Source organism: Pseudoalteromonas sp. GCY, from assembly GCF_016695175.1.
Lineage (GTDB): Bacteria > Pseudomonadota > Gammaproteobacteria > Enterobacterales > Alteromonadaceae > Pseudoalteromonas.
In genome coordinates, this window is the sequence record NZ_CP068022.1 from 217,276 (window position 1) to 234,220 (window position 16,945).

11 protein-coding genes are annotated in these 16,945 nt (G+C 43.3%); 2 read left to right on the forward strand and 9 right to left on the reverse strand.

Annotation, left to right across the window (positions count from 1 at the left end; all coding sequences use genetic code 11):
• Positions 1-9 precede the first annotated feature (9 nt).
• The 3 genes from JJQ94_RS00900 to JJQ94_RS00910 all read right to left on the reverse strand — a co-directional run bounded on the left by JJQ94_RS00900 (position 10) and on the right by JJQ94_RS00910 (position 5,152).
• Positions 10-2,838: a TonB-dependent receptor domain-containing protein gene (locus JJQ94_RS00900; protein ID WP_099028624.1), complete on the reverse strand. Its 2,829-nt coding sequence runs from the start codon at positions 2,836-2,838 to the stop codon at positions 10-12.
• Positions 2,839-3,033: 195 nt separating this feature from the next.
• Entirely contained in the window at positions 3,034-4,482 is a 1,449-nt protein-coding gene (locus JJQ94_RS00905) for a basic secretory protein-like protein (RefSeq protein WP_099028623.1), read from the reverse strand.
• A gap of 277 nt (positions 4,483-4,759) precedes the next feature.
• The gene (locus JJQ94_RS00910; RefSeq protein ID WP_099028622.1) at positions 4,760-5,152 is read right to left on the reverse strand and encodes a cytochrome b562; all 393 of its coding nucleotides are present in this window, start codon (positions 5,150-5,152) and stop codon (positions 4,760-4,762) included.
• A gap of 201 nt (positions 5,153-5,353) precedes the next feature.
• Between JJQ94_RS00910 and JJQ94_RS00915 the strand changes: the two genes are divergently transcribed.
• Positions 5,354-6,415, forward strand: a complete 1,062-nt coding sequence (locus JJQ94_RS00915) for an ABC transporter substrate-binding protein (RefSeq protein ID WP_099028621.1) — start codon at positions 5,354-5,356, stop codon at positions 6,413-6,415.
• A gap of 142 nt (positions 6,416-6,557) precedes the next feature.
• Positions 6,558-8,201 carry a S8 family serine peptidase gene (locus JJQ94_RS00920; protein WP_099028620.1) on the forward strand — a complete coding sequence of 548 codons (1,644 nt, stop codon included), beginning with the start codon at positions 6,558-6,560 and terminating at the stop codon, positions 8,199-8,201.
• A gap of 21 nt (positions 8,202-8,222) precedes the next feature.
• Here JJQ94_RS00920 and JJQ94_RS00925 read toward each other — a convergent pair whose 3' ends face one another.
• The 6 genes from JJQ94_RS00925 to dnaK all read right to left on the reverse strand — a co-directional run bounded on the left by JJQ94_RS00925 (position 8,223) and on the right by dnaK (position 16,739).
• The gene (locus JJQ94_RS00925) at positions 8,223-9,053 is read right to left on the reverse strand and encodes an SMR family transporter (RefSeq protein WP_099028619.1); all 831 of its coding nucleotides are present in this window, start codon (positions 9,051-9,053) and stop codon (positions 8,223-8,225) included.
• Positions 9,054-9,056: 3 nt separating this feature from the next.
• Positions 9,057-9,995 (reverse strand): phosphotransferase, encoded by a 939-nt coding sequence (locus JJQ94_RS00930; RefSeq protein ID WP_099028618.1) that lies wholly within the window; start codon positions 9,993-9,995, stop codon positions 9,057-9,059.
• Between the two features lie 400 nt (positions 9,996-10,395).
• Complete coding sequence (locus JJQ94_RS00935) at positions 10,396-12,651, reverse strand: acyl-CoA dehydrogenase (RefSeq protein ID WP_099028617.1); 2,256 nt, start codon at positions 12,649-12,651, stop codon at positions 10,396-10,398.
• Between the two features lie 278 nt (positions 12,652-12,929).
• Positions 12,930-13,388: a Cys-tRNA(Pro) deacylase gene (ybaK, locus tag JJQ94_RS00940; protein WP_010605355.1), complete on the reverse strand. Its 459-nt coding sequence runs from the start codon at positions 13,386-13,388 to the stop codon at positions 12,930-12,932.
• Positions 13,389-13,526: 138 nt separating this feature from the next.
• Entirely contained in the window at positions 13,527-14,663 is a 1,137-nt protein-coding gene (gene dnaJ, locus JJQ94_RS00945) for a molecular chaperone DnaJ (RefSeq protein ID WP_017216728.1), read from the reverse strand.
• A 153-nt stretch (positions 14,664-14,816) separates the two neighbouring features.
• Entirely contained in the window at positions 14,817-16,739 is a 1,923-nt protein-coding gene (gene dnaK / locus JJQ94_RS00950; RefSeq protein ID WP_099028616.1) for a molecular chaperone DnaK, read from the reverse strand.
• Between the last annotated feature and the right edge of the window lie 206 nt (positions 16,740-16,945).

The window sequence follows — 16,945 nt, forward strand, 5'->3', positions numbered from 1 at the left end:
CCTTTATTATTAAAATTGGTAGTTAACTTTTAGTAAGAACTCGCGCCCGTTCGTGTCATAATTACCCGCTTTATAGAATGGGTAACTTCTAAACGAGTCGTCTTGAGGCGGCATCGCATTTAATAAGTTTTGTACCGTAAACATCACTCGCGTGTTGTCATTGATATAATGACCAATGGTTAGGTTATGCTTTATCCATGCGGGTAACTTTTCTCTTTGACCAAAATCAGCACCGTTCCAATTTTTTCCTTTATAATTTACCTGCCATGAAATTGCGGTCTTTTCCAGTTGCCAAGTCAGGTTAAAAGACGCCATATCTTTGAAGTTATAGTTATCTTGACTGTCTAACACGTCTTCAAGCGGATCTTCGGGACGAAGCTTTTCTTTTTTCTTTAAAACATGGCTGTAATCAAGCTTATAAATGAACTCGCCAAGCTCTGACTCAAACGTGCCCTTCACACCAAAGTTGACGCCGCCATGCTGCCTTTCCGCGGCGTTTATATAACCTTCTCTGATAATGGCTGCGGTGTACGGTAACCCTTTTTTCGTGTTCCCTAACCAGTCGGTTGCCAGACCATCTTGGTCAAATCGCTGTACTCTGTCTTGCATATTGGCGCATTTAGCAGAAGACGAATCAATTAGGCCGTTTTCACACTTCCAGACATTATCAAGAATTTCGCCAGACCCAAGTCGAGTAATTTTGTCTTTTAAGACAATGTCATAAACATCAACATTGAATGACAGCTCAGGGGAGTACTCATACACAAGACCGAACGTTAATGAATGACCAGACTCTTCTTTTAAAGTTGGATCGCCTGCCGAGATTGTCTCAAAGTCAGCATCTAGCTTTGGCTCATTGCTATTTGTTGTGTCTAAGTCTGCACAGCTGATAGTTAATGCATCAGCATTATATTGAGCGGGATCCCCTGTGGTTTGAAAACGTAGGCAAGCATCTGCAATCACTCTGTCCGAGCCTCGTCCAAAGTTACCAGCAAACCCTTGATATACTGAACTCATGCTAGGACCACGGAACGTTGTTCCATACGCACTTCTTAGCATCAGCGCGTCAGTGGGAGAGTATTTAAAACCAATTTGATAAGTGAATGCCCCACCAACATCAGAAATATCATCATAGTGGTCATAACGCAGCGCTATTTCACTAGAGATCTGTTCAGTAATAGGGATCATAAATTCTGTCGCCGCAGCATAACGGTTACGTTCACCATCGGTGATAACACCAGTTAGACCGACAAATTCTTTATTTAGTATTCTGCTATCTGGCGTCGCTCTCGTCCCTTCTTTCATCAGCTCAATATATGCGGCAAAAGACACAAATCCAGCTGGCAATTCAAATAAATCCCCGGACAGATCTGCGGTTAGAGTTTCATTAAACGATAAGCCATCGTAGGTTGCCCAATCAGCCATGTTATACATATTGTCTTGGGTCAGAGGCGCAAAAAAAGCTTGGTAATTTGGACGGTAAATCGGCATGCCATCAACCTCTCCCAACTTAGGTCCTTTTAGCCAGTTATTTCCTTCAACCGTGTGATGCAAGTACCTATCAGAGAAATCGTATTGTGAACGGCTGAAGCCAACGGAGTAATAGTAATCTGCTATCTCCCCTTCAAGACCAAAACTAAATGAATAAGATTTATCATCGTATACCCGACCTAAGCCATCATTTGTATATTCTGAGTCATTCACTATCCGCCACATATACTTAACTGGAGCGCCGTAGCCACCAGCTTTATTTTTGATATCAGGATCCCAAAACATGGATCCGTGAATTGACTCTGCATGAGCAAAGAAGAATGGATTTCGTGCCCCTTTCTTTTCTTGATCGATATAAAATCCGTTAACAAAAAAGCTGTGTTCGTCGTTGATGCTGTACACCGAATTGATATACAAACTCATGGTTTCAACTTGGTTACGTAGCAAATTGTTGCCGGTTTCATCCCACCCACAGCTTAGGCCGTAATCATTGCGGCTAATAAAGTGCTGAACCGCAGTCGGGTGTGGATTGTCATCTGTGTTGCAGTACTGCGCCGAATATTGATTTTTGAACTCGGTGTTCTCAGCCCATACGGTAATTGAACGATTGAGCTCTCGTTTATTTGTTGGGTCTGGGTTATCCCAAACACTGTCATGAAAAGGTCTGTCGGCACCAGTTAGCGCTTCTTCCGTCTTGTATTCTAGCGAGTAGTCAAACGTAAAGTCGTCTTGTTCAAAACCACCAACAAACGACAAGCCTTTTTTATCACCCGTACCATAGGTATCCTGACCGTAGAATGCTTCAACGACATGCTCGTCCATACCTTTTTTGGTAATAATATTAACTACCCCAGCCATTGCGTCAGAACCGTAGATTGCAGAGCCGCCGCCCGATTGAATATCGATGCGCTCCACCATCGCCGTTGGCAACATATCGAGATTAACAAAATTGGTTTGGCCACCGTAAGGCATTGGGTAATAAGCCAAGCGCTTGCCATTAACAAGAATAAGTGTGTATTCAGGTCCAACGCCTAACAGGTTTAACTCTTTGGCGCCGGGCGTATAGGAGCCAGTTTCTACTTCGCCGAGAACGGCGCCACTGGCGGCGGAAATACTACTCAGTGCATCATACACTGTGTTAAAGCCACTTCTGACCATATCAGCGGAAGAGAGACTTTGAACATTGGTAACACCTTCAATGGCGATACGTTTAATACGAGATCCTGTCACCTCAACACGTTCTATTTCTTCTGCTTGTTCATCTGTTGCGGCTGTTACTGAGTTAGTTGTTACCGCCGCAAGAACAGCGGCGGCAATCAGGCTATGTTTATACATTATTGTTGTCATAAGACCCCCATGATTAAAAGGAACGTTCCAATTTTATTCTTGAAATTTTTTTCACCTTTAGCAAAACCAACAAAGCATCAGGCAGACACTTAAAAAGGAACGTTCCAATTATGAGCAATAAAACAAGTCTGTCAACAAATTCTGTACATTTACAGCACAGTGATGACAAATTGTAACCATCTAGTTCTTGCTAGTTCATTGCAATTTCTTGGTATTTAGCTCACTTTGATAACGAGACCAGAGCTTATCAAGGGACTCTCCAGTAACTGATTTTATTGCATCTTCAAATGACCAATCTTCTATTTCTACCGCAGTTTGATTAAAACGATAGGCAAAATCTGGATGAGACTCAGCGAGCCATGCGAGAAAGAAACCTGTATTTGTGTATCCGCCAACCCAAGAATCCGACGGCTTAGGTGAACGGGTTTTATGGAATCCTGCTTGAATGCGAATGAGATCCGCCATTCCTTCAATAAATGCATGTACATCGGGTTCAGAATAACTTCTCTCTTTTGGAAATAGCTGATATCCATGGGTAAGTTCGTGCCAGAGCACACCAAGGAGTTCATATTCCACTTGCTCATCTGGTTGTGCGGCCAGTTTTTCGGTGATGTACTTTGAGCTAAACACAATTTCCATATTTGTTTCGTCTCCAGAGCGATACGCTATTGTGTCCATCCATTTTAGCCTAAATGTGACTTGCTCAAACTCTGGCAGCTCTGCAAAGTGTTTGTACAACCTTGGGGCCAGTTGGCGAGTTACGTCATCCACCGTACTGGCTATATCAGGAAATAGCGCTTGCAGGCGTTTCGACCCTGCCGACTCAGTATCTTCAATAACCACTTTGACCTTTGGCGGCTCAAAGCCTTTCCAAGGGTGAGTTGGATCGTATATTTTTAAATAGTTCGCACGGGTTTTAAGGTCGGAGCCATGCGCATTTTTAGTCATTAGAGTAACATCGTAGTTACCAGGCTTATCATAAACTACTTCAACACTTTTTGTGGTTGGCAGCATTGCTTTGCCCTCAACCTTCCAATTCAGTGCTGTTGGTGAGTTTTCAGATATCGACTGCAGAGAAATTGACTCATTAAGCTTGGCAACCGTTTTATCTGCAGTAAAGTTCGCCAGTGGTAAACTTGTTTGTGCATAGAGCGCCAGATCAGCGATTTGCAAAAAGCGGTCGCCCCACTGCGTTTTACCTTCTTGTGCTACGGTAAAGCGCACGTACCTCGCATCCGTTGTTTTGGGTAGATCGAAAGCGAGCGTTTCACCCCGCCTTGAAAATACGATATTGTTGCGTTTATCAGCCTCTTGCCACACCTTGCCATCTTTAGATATGGCTACAGTCCAATGCTTTGGATCTCGGGCGGGGGCATCTTGCGCTGAAGTGAGACGATACTGTCTAAGCGCTTTTACGCCTTTCAGATCAAATACAATCTCAGCGCTGGATTGCTTAGATAAGAATTTGCTTTTTAGCGACCTATCAACAAGTTGCTCTATCCCCTCTCCTTGGGTTTGCTCCTTTACGTCACTCGTTATAGAAAATGCATCGCGTTCGGTGATGTCGTAGAGCGCATTGGTATTCGCCAACGAGGAGCCACAAAATGAAAGTAAAATTAAACTAGCTAATGAGGAGGTTTTCATCGAAATTTCCCAGATTAAAAACAAACATACTGGATCGTTCCAATTGATAATGCAACTTCTTTTGAGCAGATTTTTACGTAATTTCTAAATGCAGAAGAGGATATCGCTATTTCACCGCTTTTGGATCTTATGAAGAGCTAACGAGCCTGAAAGATCAAGCCACGGCTCGCTAGTATTTTGTCATGCTCAACTAAAGCCAAGACAGATGAGCAAAGCCGCTGTGATAGAACAAGGAATAACCACAGCGATAGGATAAGTTAACTATTCGAATCTCAGGTTAACTACCAAATAGTAATTCCCAAAAGCTCGGTGGCTCGTGTAGTTTGTGGTATTGTTTTCTCAGCTCATCAATTTTTAAAAGCATTTCACGGGCTTTCTCAACTCTTCCCGAGTCTACTTCATAGCTCGCTTTAGTAATGGTTTCGAGTACTTTATTCAAGCCTTCAACTGACTCGGCAGACACCTCTTGCTTAAACTGAAATTGCTTACTTTCATTAACGAGTGTAGTCAGCTCGGTTAAGTGCGCCTGCATTTCTTGAGCAGATTGCGCTTTCATAGCCTGCTTATAAATATGACCCATTTCCTTCATGGTTTTATTCAGTTCGCTTGACTCATGCGCAACCCCTGACATCGAAAACAACAACACGAATATAAATACGATTTTTCTCATCAAAGTCCCCTTACTCTTTGCGCGCTAGTATAAAGCAATTAACGTATGAGCTAAATTCAATGCTATGAAAAATATGCTGATTCCGAATAGCATTCAAAAAACAGGCAGATAGCGCAACGATTCTAGCGTAAACTATACTCATAACTAATGACGTCGCGTATTTAGCAGCACACTTTTTGAATATCAAAAATATTGAGACTTATGATCCGAAAATTGTTGTTCATCTTTTTATTTTTATCGCCGATGGCCGCGCTATCTGCACAACGATTCAACGTTCAATTTGTAAACCCCGGCTTTGCAACAAAGAATCCTACAGGGGACTTTTGGTATAACGTCAGCAACGTGATGACTGCGGCCGCTAATAACATGAATATTTCCCTCAAAATTAGTTATGCGCAGCGCAACCATATTTTGATGAAATCGCTCGTAGATCAAGCCTTGAAAAGTGATGCTGATTACCTTGTGCTGGTTAACGAAAAGTCGAGTGTCGTTCCCTATTTGTTAAACACCAAAGCCACCAACATTAAGATTATTTTCTTGCTCAACGGACCGACCAAAACAGAGGAAGTGGCTTTGTTAAAGGCAGGACACCAAATTATTGGCACCATTGAGCCAGACAATTTCCAAGCCGGTTTTAAATTAATGCATCAACTTGCGCGAAAAGCGCTTAGGTCCTCCAATCCATCGCAACATGTATTAGCTTTACTAGGTGACATGGCGACGACTGCGGCATTAGACCGACAAAAAGGCATGCGCGCTTATCTTGAGCACCATACAGAGCTAGAATTAATCGCAGAGGCAAATTGTCAATGGTCTCAGAATGAAGCTTATCGCCTCACTAAAGCGTGGTTACAGCGAGATCCCGCAATCACAACAGTTTGGGCTGCCAATGATCCTATTGCTTATGGCGCATTACTCGCTGCTAAAGAGTTAAACCGTAAGATCGTCATAGGAGGGATTAATTGGGATGAAGATATTGCACCTAAGTTAGATGTTTCGATTGGAGGGCATGTATTGCTTGGGGCCTATACCTTAGCTCGACTAGCACAATATCATAGAGACTTCACACCGATAGACAGCGTGACCTTGTCTATTTTCGAATCGCTGGATGACGCTCACTTACCTTTGTATCATGCCATACATGGAAACTTTCCTGAACACCTGGACTTTTTACGTTACATTAACGATCCAGCGCAATTTACCATTACAGAACTAACTCACTCACTTAATAAAAATAACCACAATAATAATGTAAAGAATTGAGAATTTAAGAAAGATTAATTAATGCATTAAACAAAACCCAGAAAGATAATGCAATTTAAACTTGTCTAATCTTTATACATTGACAGCGATGTCAACACCTGTTTTAGTAACAAACGTAAACAACATGTAAAACAGGTGAAATATGAAAAACAGTAATACAGTAGTAAAACTTCTTAAGCTTTCGACCCTTAGCGCCTGCGTTTGTGCAAGCCTTTCAGTTGCTCACGCAGATACACAGCGTGTTATCGTCACGTTAAAAGACAGCGCAACACCAAATGTTCTGCCAGTGCGCTTAAATCAAGCAGAAACGGCGCAGTTTAAAGCGCAGGCTTTGTCTGAAGCTGCCTACTCCACCTTGGGTACTGCTGCAGTTAACACATTGCCAAGCATTAATGCATATGTCGCCGAAGTTTCTTCTGCGCAAATGCAACAACTACAAGCAAGCGGTAATATTGCACACGTAGAAGTTGACCCTAAACGCTATTTGCCAAGTGTAAAAACTTCAGCAATTGATTTACTCGCTGAAACAACACCTTACGGCATTAGTATGGTGCAGGCTAACCAAGTATCTGATGGCTACAGCGGCAGCCGTAAAGTCTGTATTATGGATACAGGTTATACGCTAGGTCACCAAGACTTACCTAGCACAGGCGTTACTGGTAATGACGGCTACGGTAACTACGACACAGGTGTGTGGAGTAACGATGGTAACGGCCACGGAACACATGTGGCCGGCACAATCGCCGCTTTAGGTGGTAATGGTACAGGTGTGGTCGGGGTAAATCCATCAGGGCAACTAGGTCTTCATATTGTTAAAGTGTTTAATGACCAAGGCCGCTGGGCATATGGTTCTGATCTCATTAAAGCAATTGAACAGTGTGAGCAGGCTGGCGCCAATGTAACCAGCATGAGTTTAGGTGGCAGCGGCAGCTCTACGGCAGAACGAAGCGCATTTGAGCAGAGTTATCAGCGTGGCATGCTACATATCGCAGCCGCAGGCAACGCGGGTAATAGCTCGTTAAGCTACCCAGCATCGTATAATGCAGTTGTATCTGTGGCGGCGGTCGATAGCTCTGAGTCAAAAGCCTCTTTCTCTCAATACAACAGCCAAGTAGAAATTGCAGGTCCGGGTGTTGGTGTAAACTCAACATGGAATAATGGCGCGTATCGCAGTATTAGTGGGACTTCAATGGCAACACCGCATGTCTCCGGTGTCGCGGCATTAGTGTGGAGCCACTTCCCGCAATGTACTGCTCAGCAAATTCGCCAAGTGTTGAATACAACAGCAAAAGATAAAGGCCAAGCAGGTCGTGATACTTCTTACGGCTATGGTATTGTGCAAGCAAAAGCGGCGGTTGATTATCTAACAAATAATGGTTGTGATACTTCAGGTGCAGTCAATGCAAACTTTAACTTCAGCGTGTCCGGCCTAACTGCGACATTTAACAACCAATCAACAGCAGGTAGTTATCAGTGGGAATTTGGTGACGGTGCAACAAGCTCACAAACTAACCCATCACACACCTACGCGAGTGCTGGTACATATCAAGTGACACTCACTGTGACAGCTTCAAATAACAGAACTGCTTCTAAGACACTGGCAGTTACCGTTAGTGATGCACCAGCTGGGTGTAATGGTATCCAAGAATGGAGTGCAACTAAGTTCTACAATACGGGCGACCGGGTTTCGTTCAAAGGCTTTGAATACCGTGCTACGTACTGGTCACAAGGCGCAAGCCCAGAGATCTACTCAAACGTTTGGACTAAAGTCGCGCAATGTAAGTAAGTTAGTCATTTTAAGTGGCGCTTAAGCGCCACTATTTAATGCTAGCATTGCACTACAACACAAAATAACAGTGATCATAAGCCATTCTTTTGTTGAAATTGCCTCTTTAAAAAACCACATCCCAAGCATACTCGCGCTGACTATGCCAATGGCTCTTTTCAATCCTTCAACAAGCCCCGGCTGAATTTCGGTTAACGCCTGCATTTGAAAGATAACAGCGACAGCGAATACCACTGAAGAAATAGCCCAGAGTAACCAATGTGCGCGGAAATTTTGATTTTTAAACTGTGGTCGTAACAAGATTAGATTAACAAAAAATACCATAAAGGTTAGAAACCCAGCATGAAAAGAGAGCGAGCTGTATTGCAAAGCCTGTTTATCGAACACGATACAAAGCCCCCAGCAAAAAGAGGTGATTGCAACTTGTTTTGCACCAGGCTCTTGAAAAGAGAATCTGCCTCCTTGCAACAAAAACGAAGCGAGAACAATCGCAGCGATCAGCATTGACTGCAGTGTAGTTAAAGGCTCTCCAAGCAGCAGCCAAGCGAATACGCCTGCAAGTGCTGGTGTGATGGATAACAGAGGCAGGATCACCGCCATTCGTCCGAGCGCAAGCGCCTGAATAAAGTTTACGCTACCAATTGCAGCCAAAATTCCACTAGCTATCGCAGGCACTAGATAAGCAGAACTTGGGAGTTGTTTGTCAACAACCAACCAATAGCCTATGTATGCAGGTAAGACTAGCAGACTAAATATCACCGACATTTGCGCGGCTGAATAATGGCTCGCTAGCCTTTTTCGTAAAAAATCAAATACAGCCCAATTTAACGCACTGAATAAGGCTATGACCATTTATTATCCCTGTTGTAATGCAATTTCCGTTTGAAATTTCATGTAATCATTGATTTTTACATGGTCCGGTTTCCATCCCAACAGAAAACGATAAAAGTCAGCCCACACTACAGGCCACAACGACTCCCACTCAGAAAGGATCTGAGCGATATCAATAGAGGCTGCTTTGCCTAATAATTCTATTCTCAACATATCTAAATACAACTTGAGATACTCGTCGGCATGCAGGAGCTGTTCTTTTTCGTCTAATACAGACGTAATAAACAGCATTAAGTCTGACACACCAATACCCTTTCCGACATACTGAAAATCGAATCCCAGTGCTTGGTCGCCATTAAAGGCAAAATTAGCAAGCTTGGCGTCGCCATGGATCCAAGTATGCCAATGGCTATTCTTGATACGATCTCGCAATCGCGGTGCCGCTTGTTTAATGCTACTGTGCTGCATTCGCTCAAGCTCATCTGGTCGTGTATCCAGATGCCAATAGTTTCCTTGCTCCCACACATGTTCTGCAGGGCTTTGTAAAAAGTGAGCATGGAATTTAGCTAACCACCCTATCACCGCTAATATTTGTGACTCGGACGGGTTAGCAGTTTGCGAAAAACCTTGAGTTGAGAAGTCTCTAAAGACGATGTAGTCCATCCCTTCACTCACCCCTTCTCCTAAATAGCTAGGTGTATTGCAAGGTGAAAGTAACTCGCATGCATGATGTTTGTAAAAATGACGTTCTACTTGATAAGACTTAGCTTTACGCGCAAGCGCTACTGAAGATTGTGCAATCCGCCGATGTGCAATGTCATTAGGCACTTTAGTGCGCTTAATTGCAAGCTTCCCAGCATCATGATTGATAAATAACATATCACCACAACCGCTCCATAATTGTTGCTCTTGCTGTGTTGACATAGGCGCAGAAATTACATCGCTTGGAATACTTATTTTCACTGTGTTACACCTTTTTGTTATTTAACCTGGGAGATGTTCAATAAATAGCCAATTTTTTTATTGTATAACTCAGGTTACTTAAACACAGTACAACCCTTTACTTACTATTACGAATACCAATTTGCTTAATTAAGTGATCTATTTTGAGGCGAGAAAATCTTGTCGATAACTAGGCAAAAATTTTGCTATTTAGTTGTTCTAAATAAGAAATTTTTAACGCTGTTAGCGTCAGATATGCGCCATCAAATTGAGCAAGTATTAGGACAAATTGGTATAATAAGCAAACCGTTATACAGTGCTCGATAATTATAGCTGGTGTTATTATCTTTACCCAACATGAAAAAGCCCTTAACCAATTGGTTAAGGGCTTTTACTTTTACAGAAAAGTTATCTGTTTAACTTACTCATTCACGGCTTGCTTGACTGTTTCTTTCGCGCTTTGTTCATCTAACAAGTTTAAATCGAAGTCGAACTCATCCACTCGGATTGCTTTTTCACGCTTGCGGTTGTAATCAACCAGTTTTGCGTACTCTTCTTCGTTGATAAGGTTACCAACGAGTGCATTATCTAATGTTTGCTCGAAACGAACACCAGGTTGGATCTCGCGCTTGCGAACTGCTTTTTTAACTTTGGCAAGCAGGTCAAGGCAACCCATCTTAGCTTTATATGCTTGCTCATTGATATCATGACCATCACCTGCGGTAGGCTTCACAAGATGAGTAAGCTGCGCTTTAATTGGCGTATCCATTTGCGCTGCGGCGGCCAACTCTCTGATCATATCATCATTAATTTTAGGCATTTGTTTGCCACTAAACTGCATCGTGATCACACGCATAAATTTACGAGTACCACTTGCCGGGAAGTTATCTAAGAATTTATGTAGCGCTTCTTCTGCACTGATAAGTGCATGCCTTGTCGCATAATGGAAATAAGGTGCTGCTTGCTCACGCTCTGCTACCGCCACTTTTTGCTCATAGTACTTGATTGAAGCCATCGCTGCATACAAGTGACTCATTACATCACCAAGGCGTGCTGACAGCATTTCTGCTTGTTTCAGTTTTCCACCTAGTACGAGCAATGAAAAGTCTGCGTATACCGCAAGCTTAGCTGCTAATCTATGCGCGGCTTTTTCATACGCACGCACTTCAGGTAATGGTGATTTTGCATCAGCAGTAAAAGGCATTAGGCCATATTTGAAAGCACGTAAGCTGTTGCCAACGCTATAGCTAACTGTTTTTGTCAAAATACCTCGGAATTTACTGTCGGCATCTTTCTCTTCGCTGTGAATAGACTCAACCATCGACTGTAGATATGGGTGACAGCGCATTACACCTTGACCAAAGATCATCAAGTTACGCGTCAGGATGTTTGCACCTTCTACGGTAATCGCTATTGGCTGGGCAACATAACCGCTTGCAAGGGTATTCTGAGGACCATTTTGAATAGCCTTACCTGCTAGAATATCCATCGCAGAGTCCAATACGTCACGACCAGTTTCTGTCATGTGGTATTTTGCAATTGCTGTTACTACCGATGGCTTAAGACCCATACCTAAACCTTCTGTTGTTAATACCCGCATCGCCTCTTGCATGTACGCTTTACCTGCAATATCTGCAAGCTTTTCTTGAATACCTTCAAACTGACCGATCGAGAGACCAAATTGCTCACGTACCGCAGCATATTCAGATGCCGATTTCAGTGCTACTTGGCTAGTTGATACACCTAGCGCTGGTAATGAAATACCACGTCCAGCACCTAAGCAACTTACCAACATCTGCCAGCCGCGACCGATATTCTTCTGGCCACCAATAATAAAGTCCATTGGGATAAAGACTTTTTCACCACGCGTCGTGCCATTATAGAAGCGTATCCCCATAGGGTCATGGCGGTTACCAAGTTGTACACCCGGATGGTCATGTGGAATTAACGCACAGGTGATCCCTAGTTCTTTCTTACCGCCTAGTAACCCCTCAGGATCTAATACTTTAAAGGCTAAACCGAGTACGGTCGCAATCGGCGCAAGCGTGATGTAGCGTTTGTCCCATGTTACTTCAAGACCAAGTACTTCTTCACCGTTGTACATGCCTTTTTTAACAATACCTTGATCCGGAATACCACCGGCATCGGAACCAGCTTCAGGGCTTGTTAGCGCGAAACACGGAATATCACGACCGTTTGCTAAACGAGGAAGGTAGTGCGCTTGCTGCTCTTTAGTACCATAATGTAACAATAACTCACCCGGACCTAGTGAATTAGGAACCATCACCGTTACCGCTACTGCAGAGGATTTAGTCGCAATCGTACCTACAATCGTTGAGTTTGCATAAGGGCTAAACTCTAGACCGCCGTATTCTTTTGGAATGATCAAAGAGAAAAATCTCTCTTTTTTCAAAAATTCAAGCACATGCTCTGGCAGGTGTTTGCCATTTTGAATTTCCGAGTCATCGATCATACCCATTAATTCTTTAACTGGACCTTCTAAAAAGGCTTGCTCTTCTGCACTTAGCTTAGCTTCAGGTACAGCACGAAGCGCCGAAAAGTCAGGCTTACCTTGATAAATTGACCCTTCTAACCAAACATCACCGGCATCTAATGCTTCTTGTTCTGTGATTGAAATGCTTGGGAGGATCTTTCTTAAATTCGTTCTTAGGCTCATAATTAACTCATCCGACCAGATAGATATACCTACATTACGGCATAAAAATTCGTTTAGATCAATTACTCTACTTAACTTTTTAACGGCTTTTTTACTGAGTTATCGAGTGATTAATATAAATGACTGCGAAATTAATGGCTTACAGCTGTAAGTCGAAAAAAGTAAATTACTGTTCTTAGGGGGGAAAATAGGAGTGAACGAGGAGCTTTGACAGCCTTAGCAGTTCTAGACTGACATTTTATCTATAATCAAGATGGTTTTTAAAACCAGCACTGCCATTAAAACAGTGCGATTTTTGCTTTACATAGCTGTTCTATCGTAGCAGGTGAAACAACGACTTCAACTCCCCGTTTGCCTGCACTAACATAAATTTGCTCATATGCTAAAGCACTCTCGTGAAGTAACGTGGGCAGCTGTTTTTTCTGCGCAAACGGGCTTATACCACCTATTAAATAACCGGTTACCTTTTGCGCGTTCTGTTGATCTGCAAGCTGTGCTTTTTTCCCCTTACACGCTTTAGCAAAGGCTTTTAAATCCACTTGTTGCGTCGCTGGAGAAACGGCTACATGCAATTTACCATCAACGTCAATCAGCAGGGTTTTGAACACTTTTTCTCGGTCTAGGTTTAGCTTTTTCGCCGCTTCATTAGCAAAGTCGTGATCGTTAGGGTCATGCTCAAATTGCAGCACTTGGAACGCCACTTTCGCCTTTTTAAGTAGGTTAATTGCAGGTGTCATTACAAACTCCTTTTAAGCAGATGTTGATTTCTGTTATACCAAGAAACAAACGCTTATGCTATCGCCTTACGATAAGAGCTATCATCCGTCAAAACAAAAATGCCCGCTATCGTAGCGGGCATTTTCAATAAGCTTAAGTTACTTAGTTAAGTCATCAAAGAACTTCTTAACGCCGTCAAAAAAGCCTTGTGCCTTAGGACGGTTCTTACCGTTGTTTTCACCCATAGACTCTTCAAACTCTTGCAGAAGCTCTTTTTGACGCTCGTTTAAGTTTACTGGCGTCTCAAGGACAACTTTACAAATTAAGTCGCCTACCGCACCGCTACGCACAGATTTCACGCCTTTACCACGCATACGGAACATTTTACCCGTTTGACTTTCCGATGGAATCTTCAGTTTTGCGCGGCCATCTAGGGTCGGCACTTCAATCTCACCACCGAGTGCTGCCGTTGTAAAGCTAATTGGCACTTCACAGTACAAGTTGTTGCCGTCACGTACGAAGATTGGGTGCTCTTTTACACTCACTTGTACGTACAGGTCGCCGGCTGGAGCACCATGCGCACCCGCTTCACCTTCGCCAGACAAACGTACTCTATCACCCGTATCAACCCCTGCTGGGATCTTAACGTTAAGTGTCTTCGTTTTCTCCACACGGCCTTGTCCGTGACAGCTGTTACATGGATCTGAAATGATCTGACCTGTGCCCTGACAAGTTGGACAAGTTTGCTGTACAGCAAAGAAACCTTGGCGCATTTGTACTTGACCTGCACCATGACAGGTTGTACAAGTTTTAGGCTTAGAACCTGCTTTCGCACCACTACCATCACATGGTTTACAGCTCACCCAAGTTGGTACTTGGATATCAACCTGCTTACCACGTACCGCTTCTTCAAGGCTTAACTCAAGGTTATATCTTAAATCCGCGCCACGCTGTTGTCTTGATTGACGACGGCCACCACCGCCACCAAAGATATCACCGAATACGTCCCCAAAAATATCGCCGAAGTCGCCAGCGCCGCCAAATCCACCATGACCAGCACCACCACCTTGTTCGAAAGCTGCATGGCCGTATTGATCATACATCTGGCGTTTTTGACTATCAGTCAATATCTCGTAAGCTTCTTTTACTTCTTTGAATTTCGCTTCGAGTTCGGTGTTACCTGCAGTACGATCTGGGTGATATTTCATTGCAAGACGTTTATACGCCTTTTTAATGTCACGTTCACTGGCGTCTCTTGCAACACCTAATACTTCATAATAGTCAGGTTTAGACATTTTTATCACACTACTCTTTCTTGGCAACTTATGTCGTTGCAAACTCTGCTGAGTTCTGTCGCTCGCAAATTAATGCCAGACAACAGTCTAATTTATAAACACGTAGGGCGCGACAAGCCATACAGCCAGCGCGCCCTCCTTCAAGACCTACAATTACTTGTCGTCTTTAACTTCTTCAAATTCAGCGTCAACTACGTCGTCGTCTTTTTTCGCTGAACCTTGTTGGGCACCTGCGTCACCGCCTGCTTGTTGAGCTTGCGCTTTAGCTTGAGCGATTTCCATTAGCTTTTGCGATTTCTCTGCAAGTGCTTGTGTCTTAGCTTCGATTTCGTCTTTGCTATCGCTCTTAATTGCTGTTTCTAGCTCGCCAAGTGCAGCTTCAATTGCTGTCTTGTCGTCAGCTGGAAGGTCGTCACCCGCTTCTTCTACTTGCTTGCGTGTAGCATGAACAAGTGCATCAGCTTGGTTACGAACGCCAACTAGCTCTTCAAACTTCTTATCTTCTTCGGCGTTTGCTTCCGCATCACGTACCATTTTTTCTACTTCTTCATCGCTTAGACCTGAAGAAGCTTGGATTGTGATCTTCTGCTCTTTACCTGTGTCTTTGTCTTTCGCAGACACGTGTAAGATACCATCAGCATCCACATCAAAGGTAACTTCGATTTGTGGCACACCGCGCTGCGCTGGGCGGATACCTTCTAGGTTGAATTGACCTAGAGATTTGTTATCGCTTGAACGCTTACGCTCACCCTGTAGTACGTGAATTGTTACTGCAGACTGATTGTCTTCTGCTGTTGAGAAAGTTTGCGACTTCTTAGTAGGGATAGTCGTGTTTTTCTCGATTAACGCAGTCATTACTTGACCCATAGTCTCAATACCTAGAGACAGAGGACAAACGTCAAGTAATAGTACGTCTTTCACGTCACCCGCAAGTACACCACCTTGAACCGCAGCACCAACTGCTACCGCTTCATCAGGGTTAACGTCTTTACGTGGCTCTTTGCCAAAGAATTCAGCTACTGTTTTCTGTACCAGTGGCATACGTGTTTGACCACCAACTAGGATGATGTCATTTACGTCGCTTACAGAAAGGTCTGCATCAGCAAGTGCACGTTTTAGCGGCTCGATTGATTGCGCAACTAAGTCTTCAACTAGTGACTCAAGTTTTGCACGAGTTAGCTTAACGTTCATGTGCTTAGGACCTGTTGCATCAGCAGTAACGTAAGGTAGATTTACCTCAGTTTGCTGTGCTGAAGACAGCTCGATTTTCGCTTTCTCAGCCGCTTCTTTAACACGCTGCATCGCTAGCGGGTCAGTTTTTAGGTCGATGCCTTGGTCTTTCTTAAATTCTGCAACTAGGTAGTTGATAACGCGGTTATCAAAGTCTTCACCACCTAGGTGAGTGTCACCGTTGGTTGCTAGTACTTCAAAGGTGTGCTCGCCTTCAACTTCATCAATCTCGATGATTGAGATATCGAATGTACCACCACCTAAGTCGTATACTGCAACAACGTTGTCGCCTTGCTTTTTATCCATGCCGTAAGCAAGTGCTGCTGCTGTTGGTTCATTGATAATACGCTTAACTTCAAGACCTGCGATACGACCAGCATCTTTTGTTGCTTGACGCTGTGAATCGTTGAAATATGCAGGAACTGTGATAACAGCTTCTGTTACTGGTTCACCAAGAAAGTCTTCAGCTGTTTTCTTCATTTTCTTAAGAACTTCAGCTGAGATCTGAGGTGCAGCTCTTTTCTCACCACGTACTTCAACCCAAGCGTCACCGTTGTCCGCTTTTACGATGTTGAAAGGCATGATGCTAAGGTCACGCTGTACTTCTTCATCTTCAAAACGACGACCAATTAGACGCTTAATCGCGTAAAGTGTATTTTTAGGGTTAGTCACGGCCTGGCGTTTTGCTGGCTGACCGACTAGTGTTTCACCATCATCTGTAAATGCAATAACAGAAGGAGTTGTGCGGTCGCCCTCAGCATTTTCAATAACGCGCGGCTTGTCACCATCAAGTACCGCTACGCAAGAGTTAGTAGTACCTAAATCGATTCCAATAATTTTACCCATGAATCATCTCCGACTTCAAAATTCGTTGTTCAGTTAGTTGTTTTGATAAATAAGGTCACCGATTTGTAATTCAAGCGTCACAACTAAAAAAAAATGAAAAAAATTGAATTTTTTTTGCTTTTCGAACGTTTCGATCAAAAAAGCACCATTAATTGCTTATTTTGAAACAAGTGAAGAAGAAAATACGATGTATTTGACGCTTGATT

Coding starts and splice junctions, on each gene's coding strand:
- JJQ94_RS00925 (WP_099028619.1), bottom strand. CDS start 9,053: ATGGTCATAGCCTTATTCAGTGCGTTAAATTGGGCTGTATTTGATTTT.
- JJQ94_RS00915 (WP_099028621.1), top strand. CDS start 5,354: ATGATCCGAAAATTGTTGTTCATCTTTTTATTTTTATCGCCGATGGCC.
- JJQ94_RS00905 (WP_099028623.1), bottom strand. CDS start 4,482: ATGAAAACCTCCTCATTAGCTAGTTTAATTTTACTTTCATTTTGTGGC.
- JJQ94_RS00910 (WP_099028622.1), bottom strand. CDS start 5,152: ATGAGAAAAATCGTATTTATATTCGTGTTGTTGTTTTCGATGTCAGGG.
- JJQ94_RS00900 (WP_099028624.1), bottom strand. CDS start 2,838: ATGACAACAATAATGTATAAACATAGCCTGATTGCCGCCGCTGTTCTT.
- dnaJ (WP_017216728.1), bottom strand. CDS start 14,663: ATGTCTAAACCTGACTATTATGAAGTATTAGGTGTTGCAAGAGACGCC.
- JJQ94_RS00920 (WP_099028620.1), top strand. CDS start 6,558: ATGAAAAACAGTAATACAGTAGTAAAACTTCTTAAGCTTTCGACCCTT.
- dnaK (WP_099028616.1), bottom strand. CDS start 16,739: ATGGGTAAAATTATTGGAATCGATTTAGGTACTACTAACTCTTGCGTA.
- JJQ94_RS00935 (WP_099028617.1), bottom strand. CDS start 12,651: ATGAGCCTAAGAACGAATTTAAGAAAGATCCTCCCAAGCATTTCAATC.
- ybaK (WP_010605355.1), bottom strand. CDS start 13,388: ATGACACCTGCAATTAACCTACTTAAAAAGGCGAAAGTGGCGTTCCAA.